The organism is Halolactibacillus sp. JCM 19043 (assembly GCF_001310395.1).
GTDB classification, from domain to species: Bacteria; Bacillota; Bacilli; order Bacillales; family Amphibacillaceae; genus Halolactibacillus; species Halolactibacillus miurensis.
Map to the genome: position 1 here is coordinate 18,130 of NZ_BAXD01000017.1, position 20,411 is coordinate 38,540.

The 20,411-nt window shown below is 35.7% G+C and carries 22 protein-coding genes and 3 pseudogenes; all 25 read left to right on the forward strand.

Annotated features, from left to right (window positions below):
* Positions 1 to 84 precede the first annotated feature (84 nt).
* The 25 genes and pseudogenes from JCM19043_RS09340 (at position 85) to JCM19043_RS09450 (ending at position 20,374) form a co-directional block, all read left to right on the forward strand.
* Positions 85 to 1,656 carry a DEAD/DEAH box helicase gene (locus JCM19043_RS09340; RefSeq protein ID WP_062321978.1) on the forward strand — a complete coding sequence of 524 codons (1,572 nt, stop codon included), beginning with the start codon at positions 85 to 87 and terminating at the stop codon, positions 1,654 to 1,656.
* The gene (locus tag JCM19043_RS09345) at positions 1,653 to 2,324 is read left to right on the forward strand and encodes a ComF family protein (protein ID WP_062321980.1); all 672 of its coding nucleotides are present in this window, start codon (positions 1,653 to 1,655) and stop codon (positions 2,322 to 2,324) included. The genes JCM19043_RS09340 and JCM19043_RS09345 overlap by 4 nt, the downstream gene beginning before the upstream one ends.
* A gap of 171 nt (positions 2,325 to 2,495) precedes the next feature.
* Positions 2,496 to 2,936, forward strand: a complete 441-nt coding sequence (locus JCM19043_RS09350) for a TIGR03826 family flagellar region protein (RefSeq protein WP_062321982.1) — start codon at positions 2,496 to 2,498, stop codon at positions 2,934 to 2,936.
* Between the two features lie 156 nt (positions 2,937 to 3,092).
* Positions 3,093 to 3,353 (forward strand): flagellar biosynthesis anti-sigma factor FlgM, encoded by a 261-nt coding sequence (flgM, locus tag JCM19043_RS09355; RefSeq protein ID WP_062321984.1) that lies wholly within the window; start codon positions 3,093 to 3,095, stop codon positions 3,351 to 3,353.
* Between the two features lie 123 nt (positions 3,354 to 3,476).
* Complete coding sequence (locus tag JCM19043_RS09360; protein ID WP_062321986.1) at positions 3,477 to 3,965, forward strand: flagellar protein FlgN; 489 nt, start codon at positions 3,477 to 3,479, stop codon at positions 3,963 to 3,965.
* Positions 3,966 to 3,977: 12 nt separating this feature from the next.
* Positions 3,978 to 5,393, forward strand: a complete 1,416-nt coding sequence (flgK, locus tag JCM19043_RS09365) for a flagellar hook-associated protein FlgK (RefSeq protein WP_369813836.1) — start codon at positions 3,978 to 3,980, stop codon at positions 5,391 to 5,393.
* Positions 5,390 to 5,503 (forward strand): flagellar basal body rod C-terminal domain-containing protein, encoded by a 114-nt coding sequence (locus JCM19043_RS18835; RefSeq protein ID WP_369813837.1) that lies wholly within the window; start codon positions 5,390 to 5,392, stop codon positions 5,501 to 5,503. The genes flgK and JCM19043_RS18835 overlap by 4 nt, the downstream gene beginning before the upstream one ends.
* A gap of 8 nt (positions 5,504 to 5,511) precedes the next feature.
* On the forward strand, positions 5,512 to 6,396 hold the full coding sequence (gene flgL, locus JCM19043_RS09370) for a flagellar hook-associated protein FlgL (RefSeq protein WP_062321988.1): 885 nt from the start codon (positions 5,512 to 5,514) through the stop codon (positions 6,394 to 6,396).
* 63 nt (positions 6,397 to 6,459) lie between these two features.
* Positions 6,460 to 6,999: a DUF6470 family protein gene (locus tag JCM19043_RS09375; protein ID WP_062321990.1), complete on the forward strand. Its 540-nt coding sequence runs from the start codon at positions 6,460 to 6,462 to the stop codon at positions 6,997 to 6,999.
* Positions 7,000 to 7,096: 97 nt separating this feature from the next.
* On the forward strand, positions 7,097 to 7,543 hold the full coding sequence (gene fliW / locus JCM19043_RS09380; RefSeq protein ID WP_062321992.1) for a flagellar assembly protein FliW: 447 nt from the start codon (positions 7,097 to 7,099) through the stop codon (positions 7,541 to 7,543).
* Positions 7,544 to 7,753 (forward strand): carbon storage regulator CsrA, encoded by a 210-nt coding sequence (csrA, locus tag JCM19043_RS09385; protein ID WP_062321994.1) that lies wholly within the window; start codon positions 7,544 to 7,546, stop codon positions 7,751 to 7,753. It abuts the gene before it with no gap.
* A gap of 154 nt (positions 7,754 to 7,907) precedes the next feature.
* Positions 7,908 to 8,733, forward strand: a pseudogene (locus JCM19043_RS09390) (flagellin).
* A 53-nt stretch (positions 8,734 to 8,786) separates the two neighbouring features.
* Positions 8,787 to 9,682: pseudogene (hag, locus tag JCM19043_RS09395) on the forward strand (flagellin Hag).
* 136 nt (positions 9,683 to 9,818) lie between these two features.
* Positions 9,819 to 10,382: a hypothetical protein gene (locus JCM19043_RS09400; RefSeq protein ID WP_062321996.1), complete on the forward strand. Its 564-nt coding sequence runs from the start codon at positions 9,819 to 9,821 to the stop codon at positions 10,380 to 10,382.
* A 110-nt stretch (positions 10,383 to 10,492) separates the two neighbouring features.
* The gene (locus tag JCM19043_RS09405; protein ID WP_062321998.1) at positions 10,493 to 11,920 is read left to right on the forward strand and encodes a motility associated factor glycosyltransferase family protein; all 1,428 of its coding nucleotides are present in this window, start codon (positions 10,493 to 10,495) and stop codon (positions 11,918 to 11,920) included.
* A complete protein-coding gene (locus JCM19043_RS09410; protein ID WP_062322000.1) occupies positions 11,863 to 12,270 on the forward strand; it encodes a hypothetical protein in 408 nt (135 codons plus the stop codon). The genes JCM19043_RS09405 and JCM19043_RS09410 overlap by 58 nt, the downstream gene beginning before the upstream one ends.
* A 244-nt stretch (positions 12,271 to 12,514) precedes the next feature.
* Positions 12,515 to 13,495 (forward strand): NAD-dependent 4,6-dehydratase LegB, encoded by a 981-nt coding sequence (locus JCM19043_RS09415; RefSeq protein ID WP_062322002.1) that lies wholly within the window; start codon positions 12,515 to 12,517, stop codon positions 13,493 to 13,495.
* Positions 13,496 to 13,509: 14 nt separating this feature from the next.
* A complete protein-coding gene (locus JCM19043_RS09420) occupies positions 13,510 to 14,676 on the forward strand; it encodes a LegC family aminotransferase (protein WP_062322004.1) in 1,167 nt (388 codons plus the stop codon).
* Positions 14,677 to 14,704: 28 nt separating this feature from the next.
* Positions 14,705 to 14,833, forward strand: coding sequence for a hypothetical protein (locus JCM19043_RS18190; protein ID WP_255349954.1), 129 nt, complete (start codon positions 14,705 to 14,707; stop codon positions 14,831 to 14,833).
* A 43-nt stretch (positions 14,834 to 14,876) separates the two neighbouring features.
* The gene (locus JCM19043_RS09425) at positions 14,877 to 15,746 is read left to right on the forward strand and encodes a sugar phosphate nucleotidyltransferase (RefSeq protein ID WP_197274790.1); all 870 of its coding nucleotides are present in this window, start codon (positions 14,877 to 14,879) and stop codon (positions 15,744 to 15,746) included.
* Between the two features lie 93 nt (positions 15,747 to 15,839).
* Positions 15,840 to 16,697 (forward strand): 3-hydroxyacyl-CoA dehydrogenase family protein, encoded by an 858-nt coding sequence (locus JCM19043_RS09430; protein WP_062322006.1) that lies wholly within the window; start codon positions 15,840 to 15,842, stop codon positions 16,695 to 16,697.
* 109 nt (positions 16,698 to 16,806) lie between these two features.
* A complete protein-coding gene (locus tag JCM19043_RS09435; RefSeq protein WP_062322009.1) occupies positions 16,807 to 17,478 on the forward strand; it encodes a NeuD/PglB/VioB family sugar acetyltransferase in 672 nt (223 codons plus the stop codon).
* A gap of 14 nt (positions 17,479 to 17,492) precedes the next feature.
* Positions 17,493 to 18,492 (forward strand): annotated as a pseudogene (gene neuB / locus JCM19043_RS09440) (N-acetylneuraminate synthase).
* Positions 18,489 to 19,661 (forward strand): UDP-N-acetylglucosamine 2-epimerase, encoded by a 1,173-nt coding sequence (gene neuC, locus JCM19043_RS09445; protein WP_062322011.1) that lies wholly within the window; start codon positions 18,489 to 18,491, stop codon positions 19,659 to 19,661. The pseudogene neuB and the gene neuC overlap by 4 nt, the downstream one beginning before the upstream one ends.
* Complete coding sequence (locus tag JCM19043_RS09450; protein ID WP_062322012.1) at positions 19,658 to 20,374, forward strand: cytidylyltransferase domain-containing protein; 717 nt, start codon at positions 19,658 to 19,660, stop codon at positions 20,372 to 20,374. Before neuC ends, JCM19043_RS09450 begins: the two co-directional genes overlap by 4 nt.
* Positions 20,375 to 20,411 lie beyond the last annotated feature (37 nt).

The following is a 20,411-nucleotide window of genomic DNA, read 5'->3' on the forward strand; positions in this document are numbered from 1 at the left end:
ATCACAAACACCCATGAGCTCCCGAGCCCATGGGTGTTTGCGTTACAATAGAGCTATCTTTAAGTATAGAGGGAGAGACGTCATATGTTAAAGAAGCTCGACCAATCAATCCGTACACTCAATCAACAAATAGATCGTAACATCATGAGAGGACATGCATCGATGAAGTCACGATCTCAACAGATGATTCAGTTATTCAAACATCACCAACCCGTCCTCACATCAATAAGAGAAAACGATAGAAGAAATAATCGACCGTCTCATCAAAGTTCAGACATTTTGCTTAATAAAGAGCCAGTTGTTCATGAAGAAGTGACGCAAGATGACACTTATTTACTGCTTGACGGGCTATTAGTCACGAAAGACCGATTATCGTCACTAAAAGTAAAAGGTGATCAGTGGAACGTGGCAGTCAACGTTGACACATTTCCAGCTATTACACAAAAGTATGTTTTTAAGCGATGCGAGCGTTGTTTAAATGAGGACAGCACGTTGTTCCTATTTTTTCCTTGCGGAAAATGCCATAAGACCGACTGGTATTGCTTAAATTGTCTGACATACGGTCGGATTACCACCTGTCAAACGCTTTATCACCTCCGTGTACCCGCTAGAAAAATCAAGTCTCTTGAGACCGGGTTTCAATTCACCTCTACTTTAACCCCCCATCAACAACAAGCAAGTGACCGGTTAGCGAAAGCGATTAAGACAGGCGAGCGTCACTTACTGATTCATGCGGTTTGTGGGGCGGGAAAAACAGAAATGTTGTTTCATGGGATCAATGATGCGTTAAAGAGTGGAAAGCGAGTGGCGGTGGCGACCCCGAGGCAAGATGTCATTAAAGAGCTGTTGCCAAGGTTTCAAGCTGTCTTTACAAGCGTCCAAATAGTTTGTCAATACGGTGGTAGTGACGACAATAGTAAACAGGCATGGCTTACACTTTGTACGACCCATCAACTGATTCGGTATAAAGCAGCGTTTGATGTTTTAATCATTGATGAAGTGGATGCCTTTCCTTATCATCATGATCAAAGTTTGATTAAACAATCGAAGCGTGCCTTAAAAGGTACTGGGACCTTTATTTATCTTTCTGCTACCCCGCGGCAAGCACTCGTTAAAAAACGGTATCCGACGTGTTTTGTCCCCGTTCGTTATCATGGTCATCCACTACCTGTACCTGAAGCTTATTTTACGCGCTTTAAAAATACTCCGCTCCCGAGAAACATCAAAGAAGCCATCATCCATCAACGCGAAAATAACCGTCAATTACTCCTCTTTGTCGCCACCATTAAACAAGCAAACACGCTCTTACCTTATCTACAAACCACGTTCAAAAATCTAACCATCGAAGCGGTTCATGCCTCAAGTGACGAAAGAAAACAACATATTGATCAGTTTAGATTAACAACCATTGATGTACTTGTGACCACGACCATTCTAGAACGTGGGGTGACTTTTCCTTCTGTTGATGTGTTTGTCCTTCAGGCTGATCACGATGTGTTTGATGAAGCAGCTCTTGTTCAGATTGCTGGTCGTGCGGGAAGGAGTAAGAATGATCCCACCGGATCGGTGCACTTTTACTTTGAGACCTACACCAAAGCGATACGGAAGGCGATTAAAGCGATTAAACAGATGAATGCCTTAGGTGAGAAGTTATGAAATGTTTGAACTGTTTAACGGAGCTAGACACACTAGTCAGCTGGCAATCGATTGGACAAAAGAACAGCTTAGCTTATTGCGCCGACTGTCAACCGAAGCTCGAGATAATCACTGGGACGATTTGTCCTGATTGTGGACGGGGTATGCCAACGCGTGAGCGATGCGGTGATTGTCAAGAGCGTGTTACGAAAATCTTGTCCTATAACCGGTCATTGTATCACTATAACGACGCCTGTAAACAACTCCTGGCCTTATGTAAATACCGCTATCACTATCATGCGCTAACCCCACTGAAACAAGAGATACATCAAGGTTTCTTACAACAGTATTGTCAACTTAAGAAAGTGACGTTAGTGCCAATTCCGTTATCAACCGAGCGTATGGAGGAGCGGTTGTTTAATCAAGCGACGCTCATTGCGTCAATGATCAACCGTCCTATGTTGCCATTGTTACATAAACACCATACCGATAAACAAGCGCATAAATCAAGAAAAGAGCGATTAGATACGGTGAATCCATTTTTTTTAAAGGAAGGACAGGTGTTACCTAAAGGCCCAATTGTCTTAATTGATGATGTGTATACGACTGGTACGACCATTCATCATGCCGCTAATGTCCTACATCACGCTGGAATAACAGAGATATATAGTTTCACTTTGGCTCGATAGTCTTATTTAATAATGCAAGTATGTTGCCGATATAATAAGTAGGTTAAAATAAACATAAAGGATGGACGTACTAGAATCCATCAAGAGACACACTTCATTTGAAGTGCTTAACGCTTGGAGTGTAAAATAGTAATCATATTTAGATGAAAATAGGATCGATGAGGTGACACTATGGCAGATTTAGCGAACTGTAGTCGTTGTGGCAATTTATTTGTACAAACAACGCGTGATATATGTCAAGACTGTTATAAAGAAGAAGAAAAGCAATTTGAGATTGTTTATAACTTTATGAAAAAGCGAGCGAACCGGCAAGCAACCATCCCAGAGATTGTTGAAGCAACCGGTGTGAAAGAAGAACTGATCATTAAATTTGTGAAAGAAAAGCGTCTCCGCACGACGCAATTTCCGAATCTAAGTTATGGCTGTGAACGATGCGGAAAAGAAATCTCTGAAGGCAAGTTATGTCAAGCATGTTCGAATGAGTTATCGGGCGATTTAAAACATCAACACGATGTGGAACAAGTGAAAAAAATGCATGAAATGCGTGAAAAAGAAAAAGCAAATCAAACGTATGTTGCGGTCGATAAAGGAAAAAAAGACCGTAAGTTCTAAACATTTACCAAATGGTGTCGATAAAAAAACAAATGATGTCGAGATAGTAACACGTTTGGGTAATAGCTCATAAGGCATACCATTGACTCGTATGAATGATGAAAAATGAAACAACGATGAGAGACAGATAAATCATGAACGAAGGAGGACCATCAGATGAAAATCAATTTACAGCGGTTGGTGAATAATAATCCGTATAAGGCCCAGCAACAAAAACAGACTGAAATAAAACAAGACCAACAGAAACAACGCGATAAAGTAGAAATCTCACCAAAAGCGAAAGAGATGCAAGCATCAAGCGGTGTTCAACCTGAGCGTCTAGAAAAGGTGAACCAGATTAAACATCAAGTAGAAACGGGTACGTATCACGTGCGTCCACATGATGTGGCACAAAAGATGACGCAATTCTTTAAGTGAACAAAGGGCTAAAGGTACTTAAGGTGCCTTAGCTTTTTTGTGTGTATCAGTCAGGTATAAGCAAGATAAGGTAACGGAATTAGTTGGTATAATGAAAGAATAGCCGACTGAGGAGGCGAAAGAATGTTACAACCATTACTGAAAACGATGACGACGTTAATTGACTTGCATGAAAGTTTGTTGTCAGTAGCAGAAGAGAAAACAACCCGTTTAAAAGAAAATAATATCAATGATTTTAATCAGTTATTAAAAATTGAACAAAAGCATGTACAAGCTTTAGAACAAATAGAAAAAGAACGCCTAAAAGAAGCAAGCGACCTTGCGGCCGCTTTAAACTTACCGGAAAACGCTCCGGTGACAGCGATTATTGATTCATTACCGGAGGCATCAGATAGAGAAGCGCTAGAAGAAAAAGCAACGGCCTTACTTGCATACGTCGTTGACATTAAACAACAAGAAGATTTGAATCGACAGTTACTGAAGCAGTCACTTCAATTTGTACAACTACAAATGGATATGATTGAGCCGTCAGTGGAGTCTCTTACATATGGCACGAAGAAAGCCAAAGATGATCCCGCAACGAAGCGATCAGTGTTTGACTCAAAAGCTTAGGAGGATAGACAAATGGTATCAACCTTTAATGGATTAGAAATGGCCAAACGTGCACTGAGTGCCCAACAAGCCGCGATGTATACAACATCTCATAACATCTCAAATGCGAATACCGAAGGCTATACGCGCCAGCGCGTGAACTTTCAAGCAATCAATGGACTGACCTCAAGCCGTGAGCCAGGTGGTCTGATTGACCGTGTCGGTAACGGTGTAGAACCGGGATCAATCGAACGGATTAGAGAACAGTTTTTAGATGTGCAATACCGGAAAGAAAATGCGAAAACACAATATTATAGCCAACGAGCAGAAGCGGCTAACCAGATGGAAGCAATTCTTAACGAGCCATCAGAAGAAGGGTTATCTCATATCTTTGATCAATTCTGGAACTCACTACAAGATTTATCAGTTAATCCGGAGGATTCAGGCGCGCGTTCTGTTGTTGCGCAGAGAGCCCAAGCTGTTGCGGATACATTCAATTATATTTCAAACTCATTAGAATCGGTACGTGATGATTTAAAAAATGAAATGGATGTAAAAGAAACGGAATTCAATTCACTGTTAAACCAAATCAATCAACTAAATCGTCAAATTGGCGAAGTTGAACCACACGGACACGTGCCTAATGATTTATATGATGAACGTGATCGCCTACTCGATCAGTTATCATCGATCGCTGATATTTCTGTCAGCTATGAAAAAAGCTCAGGTATGCCAAGTCCTATTGCGATGGGTAAGGCAACGGTGAAGCTAAAATCAGAGGGTAGTGATGTGACTTTAGTTGATGGTAGCGATGATAACTATACAGTTAATCAATTAGAAGTGCTAACTGATGCTAATAATAATGTGACAGGTTTTACCTTTACTCATTCAGAAACTGGTGATGTGACATCAATTTCAGCTGAAAACTTTAAAGCAACAGGTCAACTTAAAGGGTTGATGGAGATGAACGGGTATGAGACAGCTACAGGTACCGTAGGTGTTTATACAGATATGTTAGAAAATTTAGATACGATGGCTGAAGCTTTTGTTGAAAAATTTAATGCTACACATGCGGGTGGTTATGATCTCAATGGAGATCCTGGTATCGGTAATTTCTTTGTGATTGATACAGCTGCCACGCGTTCTTCATCAACGATATCAGTCAACGAGATCATTTTAGATGATAAAGATAAGATCGCTGCAAGTTCTGTTCCTAATGCCAGTGGTGATGGGTTGAATGCGGTTGATTTAGCCGCGAGTTATACGGATTATTTACCGGGATCTTTAGGTGATAAAACATCCGTTAAAAGCTATTTTGAAGGTGTGATTGGTGAATTAGGGGTTGTTGCACAAGAAGCTTACCGCATGGAAGCAAACGCAGGAAGCTTCGCCAACAAGTTTCAAATAATCGAGACTCAGTTAGTCGAGTATCGCTCGATGAAGAAATGACAAACTTAATTAAGTTCCAACATGCTTATAATGCAGCCGCAAGAAGTATGACGACAGTGGACGAGATGTTAGACCGTATTATAAATAATTTAGGGCTCGTAGGAAGGTAGTGAGATAAATGCGTGTCACACAAAGTATGTTATCAAACAATATGTTGCGTAACTTATCTAAAAGTTATACTTCTATGAATAAATATATGGATCAATTAACGACGGGTAAAAAGATTAATCGTCCGTCGGACGATCCTGTTATTGCGATGAAGGGGATGCGTTATCGTACCGAGGTTGGTAACGTAGAACAGTTTCAGCGTAATATCACCGAAATGCATACGTGGATGGATACATCTGATGAAACCCTTGATGAAACAACCCAAATATTGAATAAATTACGTGAATTAACTGTACAATCGGCGAATGAAACGTATGATGCAGACCAGCGAAAAGCTATAAAAAAAGAAGTTGATCAACTCAAACTTCAACTCGTTGAAGTGGCTAATACAAAAGTGAATAATAAATATATTTTTAATGGTACACAAACAACAGAGAAACCAATAACGGTTGAGGATGATGGAAGTCTCACATTTAATACAAGTGACTTTAATCCGGTTATGTTAGAAGTAACATCAGGTACTCAACTTCAAGCGAATGTTAATCCAGCGAATGTTTTTAGTGAAGAGTTATTCCAATCAGTTTCAGATCTTTCAAATGCGCTTGAAAATGATGATACAGCAGCTTTAGATAGTCTAATAGGAGAACTTGATAACCACATTAATAATACAGTCGGTGAACGTGCCGACTTAGGTGCAAGGATGAACCGTGTTGAACTCATTGAATCACGTTTGGAAGGGCAACAAATTACTGCAAGAGATATGATGTCGAAAAATGAGGATGCGGATATCGCAGAGGTCATTATGAACTTAACTTCTCAAGAAGCAATCCATCGTGCAGCATTAAGTGCTGGTTCACGCGTTATTCAACCAACGTTACTTGACTTTCTAAGATAAGAAATAAAGCCTTACCTATGGTAAGGCTTTTTATCACATTTGTGAACGGAAGGAAGAAATATGATGAATATTCCGCAATTACGAATAGATCAACAATTTGCCCGCATTGGTATCGAAACAAATAACGCAACAGTAGACATAGATCAAGGTCCAGCAAAGCTTGATATTCAACAACCAGCGGCAGATATAAATATCCGTACAAAACCTAGTAAACTCACCATTGATCAATCGCAAGCTTTTGCGGATTTAGGACAATATCCAATAGGCGAAGCTATAAGAAGAGAGGCGAATGAAGGTTTACAAAAAGTGCGAGAGGGTTCCCAAAGGCGACGGCGTCAAGGCGATATGATGATGAAAATAGAAAATGGTGGGGATCCTCTGAAACTCATTGCCAAACAAAATACACCAAGGGAAGTTAGACCATTTAATATTGGCTTTATTCCGTCGTATGACTCTGTTAAAATTGATTATCAACCAGCAGAAGTAGAAGTAAATAATCAAGCGAATAAACCCATCATTAATGCTAAACAAACACCAGTCTTGCAATCATATCAACGTGGTAACGTTGATGTCTACCTTCAGCAAAAAACTATATCGATATAGTTTTGACAATATCCCATTTATAAATGCGGGACAGAAATATTTGTTTAATTATATGGTGAAAATAAAAGTAAAGCTTTGCTAAATAAGAGGTGAGAAAATGAAGATAAATACGAGCTATTTTGAAGAAGTTGAGATTGATAGTAAAGAAGTGATTTATTTTGAACAAGGTTTACCCGGTTTTTTAAACGAAAAAGAATTTGTTTTATTAAGTTTTGATGAACCGTTAGCCTTTCAAGTACTGCAGTCTATCAACACAGGTGAGTTAGCGTTTATTGTGGTCTTTCCATTTGACTTCAATAAAGAATATAAAGTGGATTTAAACGATCAGATCTTAGAGCAATTGAAAATTGAAACAGAAGATGATGTTTTAATACTATCTATCGTAACATTAAAAGACCATTTAAATAATAGTACGGCAAATTTACAAGCGCCTATCATAATCAATCGCCATTCACATTTAGGTAAACAATATATCATGCATCAATCAAATTACAGTACAAAGGAATATATTTTTAACTCCTCAATTGTGAAGGAGGAAAAATAAATGTTAGTCCTCACACGTAAAACAAACCAAAAAATTATGATTGGTGATAATATTGAAATTGAACTCTTATCGATTGAAGGAGACCAAGTTAAGTTAGGGATTAGTGCTCCAAAAGATATTGATGTCAATCGTTACGAAATATATAAAGCAATTCAAAAAGAAAATAGCATCGCATCGAAAAGAATTGATATTAAAAAAATCTTAAAATAAAACAAAAAACATTTATTTATGACTAAACAATCTTTTAGCCACTCCGATAATAATATTGTAGGTGATAAAGTCTGATTAAGCGGCCGCTAAATGTCTTTATCACCATAATAAACCACATGGATGTGGAACAAACAAATTCAAGGAGGAAACAAACATGATTATTAACAATAATATTCCAGCTTTAAACACTCACCGTCAAATGGGTATCAACCAAGGTAACATGCAGAAATCAATGGAGAAATTATCTTCTGGTCTTCGTATCAACCGTGCAGGTGACGATGCGGCAGGTCTTGCGATTTCAGAAAAAATGCGTGGTCAAATTCGTGGTTTAGATCAAGCAAGTCGTAATGCAGCAGATGGCGTTTCATTAATTCAAACTGCTGAAGGTGCGTTAAATGAATCACACTCAATTTTACAACGTATGCGTGAACTTGCAGTTCAATCTTCTAACGACACAAACACAGCTGAAGATAGAGCAGAGTTAAAAAAAAGAAAGTGATCAACTAGTAGCTGAACTTGATAGAATTGCCAATAATACAGAGTTTAACACGAAAAAATTAATTAATGGTGATTTATCGGGCACTGGACTGGAGTTTCATATTGGAGCAAATGATGGACAAGCAATTACACTAGAAATTAGTTCAATGAAAGCAGCTGATTTAGGCTCTGGAGTAGATGCATTAGTTATGGGGACACAATCTGGCGCTGATGCAGCCATTGCGACAATTGATGGTGCAATCGAAGCTGTTTCTTCACAGCGATCTGCTTTAGGAGCTGTTCAAAACCGTTTAGAGCACACGATTGCTAACCTAGACAACTCATCTGAAAATCTATCAGCTGCGGAATCACGTATTCGTGATGTTGATATGGCGAAAGAGATGATGGAAATGACGAAATCAAATATTTTATCACAAGCATCACAAAGTATGTTAGCTCAAGCTAACCAACAGCCACAATCTGTTTTACAGCTATTAGGTTAATTTTAAAAATATAGTTACATGGATGTAATTTTTATTTCAAGGAGGAAATAAACATGATTATAAATAATAATATTCCAGCGTTAAATACACACAGACAATTAGGTATCAACCAAGGTAATATGCAGAAATCAATGGAGAAATTATCTTCAGGTCTTCGTATCAACCGTGCAGGTGACGATGCGGCAGGTCTTGCAATTTCAGAAAAAATGCGAGGTCAAATTCGTGGTTTAGATCAAGCAAGCCGTAACGCAGCAGATGGTGTATCATTAATTCAAACTGCTGAAGGAGCATTAAATGAAACTCACTCAATCTTACAACGTATGCGTGAGTTAGCTGTACAATCTTCTAACGATACGAATACTATTGAAGATCGTGCAGAATTACAAAAAGAAATGAACCAATTATACGATGAAGTAGATCGAATTGCAGGCAATACAGAATTTAATACTAAGAAGTTATTAGGCGGTTCCGACGGTACAGAAGTATTTGATGGTAAATTCCATATTGGTGCAAATGATGATCAAAGCATTACTTTAACAATTGGAAATATGAGAGCATCTGGTATTGGATTAAGTGGTCTAAATATTGATGAAGCTGATTTTGATACAGCTACCGAATTATCAGGTATTGAAGCTGGTGGCGGTACGGCACATGGTTTATTGACTCAATCTGGCGCAGATGCAGCTATTGCAACTATTGATAGCGCAATTGGCACAGTTTCTTCTCAGCGTTCTGCTTTAGGAGCTGTTCAAAACCGTTTAGAGCACACAATTGCCAATTTAGATAACTCTTCTGAAAACCTATCCGCTGCAGAATCACGTGTTCGTGACGTTGATATGGCGAAAGAATGATGGAAATGACGAAGTCAAATATTCTATCACAGGCATCACAAAGTATGTTAGCTCAAGCTAACCAACAACCACAATCAGTTCTTCAGTTATTAGGTTAATTTAAAACATAATTGAAAACAAATAATAAAGGTCTTAGCCAGTAGGCTAGGGCCTTTATTTAATAAAATGAACAATACATAAGTATAAACTATGATAAAATAATAGTTAATAATATATTTAGTAAGAGGTGTTGGAATGATTACTGTTAAAGTAAATAAAGTAATGATTAATGTAGAAGAGACTGAAGTCTTTCAGTTTATAGTTAAAAAGATGAATCAGTTAAGTGAAAATGAAGATTTAGTTTTCAGTCATTTAATTATAGATGGACAAGAAGTATATAATGATCATGAAATTTATATTAATCACTATCTTCATGATATTAAACTCATTGAATTAGAGATGGTTTCAGTCGAGGAGTTAACAAATGATATTCTTAACTCTTTAAAGTTATATTTAGACAGAGCGGTCCCAACCCTTGAGTTGATGGTGAGTGAGGATTACGGGGAAATGTCAGAATCATTCTGGACTAGTATTGTGGACTTAGCTGATGGAATACAAGCCATCATGCAGTTCTCAGAATCGCTTAATGCTTTAGATAGTGTGGCTTTTCATACGGTTGAAGAAGAACAAAAACAACTAATAAATATCTTACCACAACTATTAGATGCTCTAGAATTAAAAGATGCGACGTTAAGTTTTGATCTATTAAGTTTTGAAATCGTTCCGATTCTTGAATCTCTTCAAAAAAAAAGTAAATAATGTGGTAAATTGCAAGAACGGTGATTCAATTGAATACTAACAATAGTCGATATCTACTAAGCTATTTTCCGGAAGTTCGGACACTTCTCTCCAACAATAATAAAGAGACTATGATTGTTGAAGTTATAGAAACTAAAAATAAACAAGAAACATTAAAGGTTAAGTTAGAGGATAGAGAATTATTTATTCATAGTAGTTATAACCCTGAAAGAGAAGCACAACATATTCTGAAAAAGGAATTAACACAAGATTTTAATTCCGATACACATGTTGTGTTTTTAGGCTTAGGTTTGGGCTATCATGTGTCACAGTTTACCAAGCAGTATCAACAAAATAGTTATTCTATTATTGAACCATCTCTAGAGATATTTAATGTCGCATCAGATTTGATACAATTGGAAGAAGTGTTTAATAAAAATGTCGCACATCTTTTTGTAGGAGAAATGTATTCAGTTAGACAAATAGTAGATCAGATTTATAAAGAGTCGGCGACAAGAGTAGAAATTGTCATTTCACCTACATATAAACAGTTATTTAGCAAATTAATAAATGAATTTGTTTCGGAATCGAAAAAAATGATAAGACAAAAGCGATCTGAACTTGCGACGAATTATAACTTTCAATTTAACTGGATTGAAAATAGTATTAAAAATCATAAACATGTATTAAATACACCAAATATCTTAGATGATAGTTTTAAAGAAAGGTTTAGTGATAAACCAGTTATTATAGTATCTGCAGGTCCTTCGCTTTCAGATGATATTGAGTCTATTCGTTCTATTAAACAAAATAACTTAGCATATATTTTCTCGGTAGGTTCCGCGATTAATACTTTGATAACCTATGATGTGATACCTGATGCGGTGTTCAGTTATGACCCAGGCGATAAAAATCATTTAGTATTTGAGAAAATGATTGATCAGGATAAGGATGCGATTCCTCTGGTGTATGGTTCAAGTGTAGGCCATCAGTTGTTAGAAAATTTTCGTGGTCCCAAGTATCATTTTATTACCTCGCAAGATTATACGTCACGATTGTTGTTAGGGGATCAAATAGGTAAAAATGAACTGGTCTTAGATTCACCTTCAATTGCGGTGATGACTTTTCAGATTGTGAATAAGTTAGGTATGTCACCTATAATATTTGCGGGACAAAACTTAGGTTATCTATATAACCGGCGTTATGCACAAGGAGTAGATTATGATTTTATTGATTCTGAACTTACAGAACAAGAAGTTGATCACGCTGAAGAAGTTAAAGATGTTTATGGGAATAATATTAAGACGAATATAGGGTTTAATAGTATGAGAAATGCCTTAGTACAATTCGCCTCAACCTTTAAAGGGGAATATTATAACACAACTAAGGGTGGGGCAGCGATTGAAGGAATCCCATTTAAAACAATTGAAGATTTACTGAATGATAACTTACAACAATCAATAGATAAAAAAATATGGCCAATAAATAAAAATCATATGATTTGTCAGACTATGATAAGAAGAAAGAAGATATCCAGTTATCATATGAAAGTTTCGTAGAAGAAAAAGCAAGATTAGAATACACTCTGAATAAAATTAAAGAGGAAACAGGTAAAAAGAAACTAGAGAAATTATTTACTAAAATCGATAATGAATTAACTAAATTTGAAAACAACCAATTCTTTACTCATTTTATTGTCCAGTCAATTCGTGTAGAACATGATTTATTAATACAGAAAATAAATAGAGTAGCTAAAAAAGAGACTACAGATAAAAAGAAAGAAATTATTCAAATGTTTAGAGGGTATAATGCCAGTTTGACAACCGTGTTGGTTAAGCTAGTTTTAGTTTTACAAGAAGAAGGCATATTAAATAATGGGAATGCAAAGACAGAGAGAAATCTTGTATAATTAAGATTTTAATATATCTGAGCTGTGTGTAAATTCAAAAAATGAATAGTCTACCACCACCACCACCACCACCACACACTACCGATATTTTCTTTTCCTGATATAGATAGAGTCTTTAAAGTCTTTAAAGTTGATAATTAATTAAGATACTAAGTTTCAAAATAAATAGATATCAAAAATAAAGTGCGATTTAGTTCAAACTTTTTATTTGAGAATACTGCCATAAAGAATAGGATGTGATTGCATGACTTCAGTATTAGTAACTGGAGCTGATGGTTTCATTGGAAGCCATCTAACGGAAGTATTAGTAAGAGAAGGATATAAAGTTAGAGCCTTTGCTTATTATAATTCATTTAATTCGTGGGGATGGTTAGATCACTTATCAAGAGATATTATGAAGAATGTAGAAGTATTTACAGGGGATATAAGAGACCCGAATGGTGTAAGAGAATCCATGAAAGGAATCAATCAAGTATTTCATTTAGCCGCATTAATTGCGATTCCTTTTAGTTATCATTCACCAGACGCTTATGTTGATACTAACATTAAAGGTACTCTTAATGTACTCCAAGCTGCTAAAGAATTAAATACTGATCGCGTATTAGTCACTTCAACGTCAGAAGTTTATGGAACAGCGCAACATGTCCCTATCGATGAAAAACATCCATTTCAGGGGCAGTCGCCATATTCTGCTACTAAGATTGGGGCAGATCGGTTAGCAGAATCTTTTTATCGAAGCTTTGATATGCCAATTTCTATTGTTAGACCATTTAATACGTATGGACCGAGACAATCAGCAAGAGCGGTTATTCCGACGATTATTACACAGCTTCTTGCTGGTAAAGAAGAGATTAAGTTGGGATCTTTGACACCTACAAGAGACTTTAATTATGTTAAGGATACAGCGAATGGTTTTATTAAAATTGCAAAATCCAAAAATACCATTGGTGAAGAGATTAATATCGCAACGCAAAAAGAAATCTCAATCGGTCAATTAGCGGAAGAATTAATAAGACAGATTAACCCAAATGCAAAAATTGTATGTGATGAACAAAGGCTTAGGCCAGAAAATAGTGAAGTAAATCGATTATTAGGTTCAAATGAAAAAATTAGAAGTTTAACTGATTGGGAACCAAAGTATTCATTTGAACAAGGATTGTCTGAAACTATTGCGTTCTTTAAAAATCATTTAAATCAATATAAAACAGATATTTATAATATTTGATAGGAGGTATTAACATGACACAAAAGTTTATACCTCTATCTGTTCCTAATCTTAAAGGTAAAGAACTAGAATATGTCACGCATGCAATTGAAACGGAGTGGGTATCAACAGCCGGTCCCTATATTAATGAGTTTGAAGATAACGTCGCAAAATATACAGGAGCTCGTGGAGCTGTTTCTTGTCAAAATGGAACATCAGGCTTGCACATTGCTTTAAGAGTTTTGGAAGTGACTAGCGAAGATGAAGTCATTGTTCCTACCCTTACCTTTATTGCGGCAGTTAATCCTGTTAAATATGTAGGAGCAGAACCAATTTTCATGGACTGTGACGTTACACTTAATATAAATGCAGATAAAGTAAGAGCTTTTTGTGAAACAGAATGTGACTATATTAATGGCAAGCTCATCAATAAAACATCTAAAAAACACATCAAGGCAATTATTGTCGTGCATGTTTTCGGAAACATGGGAGACATGGAAAAAATCATGTCGATTGCTGATGAATATAACCTAAAAGTAGTTGAAGATGCGACAGAAGCTTTGGGAACTTATTATACCGCAGGGAAATACAAAGACAAGCATGCAGGGACTATTGGTGATATTGGTGTCTATTCCTTTAATGGAAACAAAATCATGACCACTGGCGGTGGTGGAATGATTGTATCGAACAATAAAGAACTACTAAAGAAAGCCAAGCATCTAACAACACAATCTAAAAGTGATGACTTATATTATATACATGACGACATTGGCTATAATTATCGTATGACAAATCTTCAAGCGGCACTAGGATTGGCACAACTTGAACAATTAGAAGGATTTATTGAAACGAAGAAAGCTAATTATGAACGATACAAAACAGAAATTGAAAGTATTCATTGTCTAAGTATCTTAGATTTTAATGAACATACCAGACCAAATTATTGGTTTTATGCTTTGAGTATAGATAAAGGGTATAAGTTAAACAGAGATCAGCTCATTTCTTATCTATCTTCTAACGGTATTCAATCTCGACCGATATGGGGACTAATTAGTCAGCAAATACCATATAGAGCTAATCAAACATTTAAAATTGAAAAAGCACAAATATATTTAGAAAACGTGATCAATATACCTTGTAGCTCAAATCTATCTAAAGAAGACGTACAATATGTTGTTGAATGTCTACAACACCCAAAATAGAAGGAAGTATTAGTGGAGGTGTAGAGGTATGGATGTTAATGATTTTTTAATTGATGAAGAGAAAACGATGATAGAAGCGATGCAACAATTAGATGAAGTAGCGAAAAAAAGTTCTTTTTGTTGTAAAGAGAGATTACTTTGTAGCAGCAATTACTGACGGAGATATTCGTCGGTGGATATTAAAAAAAGGTCATCTAGATGTGAAAGTAAAAGAAATTGCAAATTATAACCCGAAATATTTAACTGAGAAAAATAAAACTAGAGCGAAAGAGTTCTTGAAAAAGCATTCTATCGAAGCCGTACCTATTGTTTCTAAAGAAAAACAAATTGTCTCAATAGTCCTTCGGAATGATGAAGATGTTGAAATGAAAAAACATTTAAAGGTGCCTGTTATCATAATGGCTGGTGGTCTTGGTACTCGTCTATATCCCTATACAAAAATACTTCCTAAGCCACTTATTCCCATTGGTGAAATTCCTATTGTTGAACATATTATCAATCGGTTCTATAAGCAAGGAAGTGATGAATTTCATTTAGTTGTTAATCACAAAAAAAATATGATTAAAGCTTATTTTAACGAAATTGATCGAAACTATCAAGTTAAATATGCCAATGAAATAGAGCCACTAGGAACAGGTGGTGGGCTTAGTTTACTAAAGGGTAAAATTAACTCAACATTTGTTTTATCTAACTGTGATATTTTGATCGAAGAAGATTATGAAAAAATGTATAACTACCATAAGCAAGAGAATAATTTAATCACGATGGTTTGTTCATTAAAGAACATTAAAATTCCCTATGGAGTTATTGAAATCAGTAATACAGGCGAAATAGAGAGTATGAAAGAAAAACCTGAACTATCATTCTTTACAAATACCGGTATGTATATTGTTGAACCTAAAATTATTGAAGAGTTAGAAGTTAATAAATCTATTGGATTTCCGGATATCATTGAACAATATAAAGCTAAAGGCGAGAAAATTGGGATCTATCCAATAAGCGAAAATAGTTGGATGGACATGGGTCAGGTTGATGAGATGGAAGAGATGAGAAGAAAATTAGAAAGATAACTGGGTATATTTGTATGATAATTAGTCGAATTATAATGAATTCATTTATTCAAATCAATTATAACTTTTTTTCAATATAATACAGATGTTTTAATGTTTGGAGGATGTACTTTGAAGGTTTTTGTATATGGCACAGGAGTAATGGGAAAAGGTATTAGTCAGGTTTTTGCAAAGAATAATCATGATGTTTTCTTATATAATCCAACTGTTGAAAATGCTATTATTGCATTAAAAAACATAGAAAGAGATTTTGACAGCTTAGTATCTAAAGGTAAATTGTCAAAGGATGATATGGAAAAATCCATGAGTCGAATTAAGGTGATAAAGACAATAGAAGAAGCAACCGATGTTGATTTAGTCATTGAAGCAGTGTCCGAAAATTTAGATGTTAAGAAAGAAAAGTTTGAAGAGGTAGATCAAATAATTGACAAAAGGGCTGTTTTTGCAACTAATACATCTTCATTATCTATAACAGAATTAGCAGTAGTAACAAATCGGCCAGACAAAGTAATAGGCTTGCATTTTTTCAACCCCGCACCCATCATGGATTTAGTTGAAATTATTAGCAGTATGACTACATCTACTGAAACCATTTCTTTTGCAAAAAAAATAACTTTAGAGATTGGAAAAATTCCGGTATTGGTTGAAGAAGCACCTGGCTTTATAGTAAATAGAATGCTTATACCTATGATAAATGAAGCGATTTCAATATATAGTGAAGGCATAGCTACGATAGAGGATATTGATATAGCAGTAAAAAGAGGAGCAAATCACCCTATGGGGCCATTGGCATTAGCAGATTTAATTGGCTTAGATATCTGTTTGAATATTATGGATACCCTTCATAGTGAATTCGGAGTTGACAAGTATACTGCGCATCCTCTTCTTAGAAAAATGGTTAGAGGAAATAAATTAGGCAGAAAAACGAAAGAAGGATTTTATATATACTAGTGTAACAAATCAAATTACCTATAATCATTATATGACCTACACGAATATTGAGTGTATGAGCTAAATCTAATTTAATGAATATATATTTGTACAAGGAGAGGTGGGTACTATGCTTTGGAATGGTTTACCGCTTGTTATCTTTGGTAGTGGGGGTATATCAAAAGAGATATATTGTTTGATTGATGATATCAATAGATCCAGTCTTCATCAAAGCTATGATTTTATAGGATTTGTCGGTTCTTCACAAGATGAGGTGGGGAATGCGATTATTGATAACTTTAATATCGTTTCTTCTGATGAGCAGTTTTTTGAGTTCGCTTCAAGATATCCAATTATTGGGGTAGTTATTCCTCTAGGTGATCCCATAGTTAAAAAGAAAATATACGACAAAATTAAAAATATTTCTAATGCGGTTTTTCCTAATCTTTTTCATCCTACTATATCCTTTAACAAAAATAACTTGATAATTGGTCAGGGGAATATAATTACAGCTGGAGTAAATCTAACTTGTGATATAAAAATAGGAGATTTCAATTTATTCAACTTAAACAGTACTGTAGGGCACGATACACTGATTGGAGATTTCAATGTAATAAATCCATCAGCATCTATATCTGGAAATGTTACCATGAAGGATTGTTGTCTTATTGGAACGGGTGCACAAATTTTACAAGGCTTAAATGTAAATGACAGATCAACAGTAGGAGCGGGTGCTGTGGTTGTAAGAGATGTTAACCAAAATGCTACGGTTATCGGAGTACCTGCAAAACCCATCAAATGAAAGAGGGACTTTTTGTGAATAGAACTTTAATAATTGCCGAAGCAGGAGTAAATCATAATGGAAGCTTAGAACTGGCAAAAAAATTAGTAGATGCTGCAAAGTCATCAGGTGCTGATGTGATTAAATTCCAAACATTTATTTCAAAAAAACGTTATATCAAAAAACGCCCCAAAAGCTGATTATCAAAAAAAAAATTACAATATAGAAGAAAATCAGTTGGAAATGGTTCAGAAATTAGAATTATCTTTTGAAGATTTTTCTAAGTTAAATGATTATTGCAAGGTCAAAGAAATAGAATTTATGTCAACAGCTTTTGATTTTGACAGCATAGATTTTTTAGATAGTTTAGAAATGGGCACGTGGAAAATTCCTTCAGGAGACATTACCAACCTCCCTTATCTAATCAAGATTGCTAAACTAAATAAACCTGTGATACTTTCCACAGGTATGAGCACAATGGAAGACATAAGATGTGCCATTAAAGCTTTAAAAGAAAATGGAGCGGCGGAACTTACAGTTCTTCATTGTACTACAGAGTACCCGACACCATATGAAGATGTAAACTTAAGAGCTATGAACACAATAAAGGAAGAGTTCAACGTGAATGTTGGATATTCTGATCACACTAAAGGTATAGAAGTTCCTATTGCTGCCGTCGCTTTAGGTGCTACAGTTATAGAGAAACATTTTACCTTGGATAGAAATATGGAAGGACCTGATCATAAAGCGAGCTTAGAACCTAATGAGCTAAAAGCTATGGTTGATTCCATAAGACATATTGAATTGGCTTTAGGTAACGGAATGAAACAGCCAGCCGAATCAGAGAAGAAGAACATGGCAGTTGCTCGTAAGAGTATTATTGCAAGTAAAGACATTAAAGCTGGTGAAATTTTTACAGAAAATAACCTTACAGTGAAAAGGCCAGGTACTGGTATAAGTCCTATGAGATGGTTTGATGTCATAGGAAAGTGTGCTTTAAGAGATTTTGAAGAAGACGAGTTGATAGAGCTATGAAGAAATTAATCAGTATATTGACAGCTACAAGGGCTGAATATGGATTGTTAAAACCGGTTATCGCAAAACTAAATAAAGTTCAGGAATTCGATGTGAGAATTGTAGCCACTGGCGCACATTTATCACCTGAATTCGGTTTGACGTATCAAGAAATTGAAAAGGATGGTTTTGTTATTGATAAGAAAATCGAGATTCTTTTAAGCTCAGATACGTCATCGTCAATTTCCAAATCGATGGGTCTTGCGATGATTAGCTTTGCTGATTATTTTGAGAAGCTAAATCCCGATTTGTTGATTGTTCTTGGCGATCGATATGAAACGCTAGCTGTAGCAACTACAGCTATGAATCAGAGAATTCCTATAGCTCATCTCTATGGTGGAGAAACCACAGAAGGTGCCATTGATGAGTCTATTCGTCATGCGATAACAAAACTGAGTTACCTTCATTTTACAAGTACAAATGAATACCGAAATAGGGTTATTCAATTAGGTGAGAATCCAGAGCGTGTATACAACGTCGGAGCCATTGGTATTGAAAATATCTTAAATGAAAAATTGCTACAAAAAGAAGAATTAGAAAATGAACTTAATATCAGTTTATCAAAGCCATATGCGGTGGTTACATTCCATCCAGTAACACTTGAAGAGAACAGCTCTGAGAAGCAAATTGAATCGCTTCTCGAAGTCTGTAAAAAATATAATAATTTAGATTTTATCTTCACTAAAGCAAATGCAGATGTTGAAGGCCGGATTATAAACCAATTTATTGATAGATATGCTAAAGATAATGATAACATTTTCGCATATGCATCACTTGGCATGAAACGCTATCTAAGCGCACTCAAGTATTGTAGGATGGTTATAGGGAATTCCTCAAGTGGATTAGTAGAAGCCCCAAGCTTTGGTATTCCTACAGTAAACATAGGAGACCGACAAAAGGGAAGAATGCAGGCAAGTAGTGTCATTAACTGTGAACCTATCCAGCTAAGCATACATCAAGCCTTGGGTTTGGCATTAAGTGATAAGTTTGCACACGAAACCAAGAAAACGGTTAATCCCTACGGAAATGGGGATACGTCTAATAAAGTAGTTGAAGTAATAAAAGATTGTGTGATTAATAATAAAATAGACCTTAAGAAAAAGTTTTATGATTGTGTGGTAGAGCAATGAGAAATCTTGCAATCATACCAGCGCGATCAGGATCTAAAGGGCTGAAAGATAAGAATATTAAATTGTTGAATGGCAAACCTTTGTTGGCTTATACAATTGAAGCCGCAGTAAAGTCAAGTATGTTCGATGAAATAATAGTTTCAACCGATTCTAGGGATTATGCTGATATTGCGAGAAAATGCGGAGCTAGTGTACCTTTCTTGAGAAGCAACGAGCTATCAAATGACACTGCTTCTTCGTGGGATGTAGTCAAAGAAGTCATTGAAGGATATAAGAACTTAGGAAGTGAATTTGATACAGTTGCTTTGTTACAACCAACGTCACCACTCAGAACTTCGAATGATATTGTTGAAGGATATAAAGTGTTGAAGGAAAAGGACGCGAATTTTGTTGTGGGTGTATGTGAAATGGATCATTCTCCATTATGGGCGAACACTTTACCAGATGATCTTTCCATGGAAAATTTCATAAGACCAGATATTGTAGGAATACCAAGGCAAAATATTTCTACTTACTATCGTATTAATGGCGCTTTATATATAGTGAGAATCGATCATCTTTTGAAATCGAATGATATTTATAATAATAAAAGTTTTGCATCGGTCATAAACAAAGAGAACTCAATAGATATAGATGATCAAATGGACTTTGATTTTGCCGAACTATTATTAAAAAGTCGCATACAAAATACTAAGTTAGATACAGATTTGTAAGAGAATATGACGTTTTCTTAATTAGCATGATGTAATT

What these genes read in the sequence shown, in the direction of transcription:
- JCM19043_RS09360 (WP_062321986.1), top strand. Translation starts at nt 3,477, where the DNA reads ATGTTACAACCATTACTGAAAACGATGACGACGTTAATTGACTTGCAT.
- JCM19043_RS09435 (WP_062322009.1), top strand. Translation starts at nt 16,807, where the DNA reads ATGCTTTGGAATGGTTTACCGCTTGTTATCTTTGGTAGTGGGGGTATA.
- JCM19043_RS09420 (WP_062322004.1), top strand. Translation starts at nt 13,510, where the DNA reads ATGACACAAAAGTTTATACCTCTATCTGTTCCTAATCTTAAAGGTAAA.
- JCM19043_RS09350 (WP_062321982.1), top strand. Translation starts at nt 2,496, where the DNA reads ATGGCAGATTTAGCGAACTGTAGTCGTTGTGGCAATTTATTTGTACAA.
- flgK (WP_369813836.1), top strand. Translation starts at nt 3,978, where the DNA reads ATGGTATCAACCTTTAATGGATTAGAAATGGCCAAACGTGCACTGAGT.
- JCM19043_RS09340 (WP_062321978.1), top strand. Translation starts at nt 85, where the DNA reads ATGTTAAAGAAGCTCGACCAATCAATCCGTACACTCAATCAACAAATA.
- flgL (WP_062321988.1), top strand. Translation starts at nt 5,512, where the DNA reads ATGCGTGTCACACAAAGTATGTTATCAAACAATATGTTGCGTAACTTA.
- JCM19043_RS09405 (WP_062321998.1), top strand. Translation starts at nt 10,493, where the DNA reads ATGATTGTTGAAGTTATAGAAACTAAAAATAAACAAGAAACATTAAAG.
- JCM19043_RS18835 (WP_369813837.1), top strand. Translation starts at nt 5,390, where the DNA reads ATGACAAACTTAATTAAGTTCCAACATGCTTATAATGCAGCCGCAAGA.
- JCM19043_RS09375 (WP_062321990.1), top strand. Translation starts at nt 6,460, where the DNA reads ATGAATATTCCGCAATTACGAATAGATCAACAATTTGCCCGCATTGGT.
- JCM19043_RS09415 (WP_062322002.1), top strand. Translation starts at nt 12,515, where the DNA reads ATGACTTCAGTATTAGTAACTGGAGCTGATGGTTTCATTGGAAGCCAT.
- JCM19043_RS09345 (WP_062321980.1), top strand. Translation starts at nt 1,653, where the DNA reads ATGAAATGTTTGAACTGTTTAACGGAGCTAGACACACTAGTCAGCTGG.
- JCM19043_RS09450 (WP_062322012.1), top strand. Translation starts at nt 19,658, where the DNA reads ATGAGAAATCTTGCAATCATACCAGCGCGATCAGGATCTAAAGGGCTG.
- JCM19043_RS09430 (WP_062322006.1), top strand. Translation starts at nt 15,840, where the DNA reads ATGTTTGGAGGATGTACTTTGAAGGTTTTTGTATATGGCACAGGAGTA.
- csrA (WP_062321994.1), top strand. Translation starts at nt 7,544, where the DNA reads ATGTTAGTCCTCACACGTAAAACAAACCAAAAAATTATGATTGGTGAT.
- JCM19043_RS09400 (WP_062321996.1), top strand. Translation starts at nt 9,819, where the DNA reads ATGATTACTGTTAAAGTAAATAAAGTAATGATTAATGTAGAAGAGACT.
- flgM (WP_062321984.1), top strand. Translation starts at nt 3,093, where the DNA reads ATGAAAATCAATTTACAGCGGTTGGTGAATAATAATCCGTATAAGGCC.
- fliW (WP_062321992.1), top strand. Translation starts at nt 7,097, where the DNA reads ATGAAGATAAATACGAGCTATTTTGAAGAAGTTGAGATTGATAGTAAA.
- neuC (WP_062322011.1), top strand. Translation starts at nt 18,489, where the DNA reads ATGAAGAAATTAATCAGTATATTGACAGCTACAAGGGCTGAATATGGA.
- JCM19043_RS18190 (WP_255349954.1), top strand. Translation starts at nt 14,705, where the DNA reads ATGGATGTTAATGATTTTTTAATTGATGAAGAGAAAACGATGATAGAA.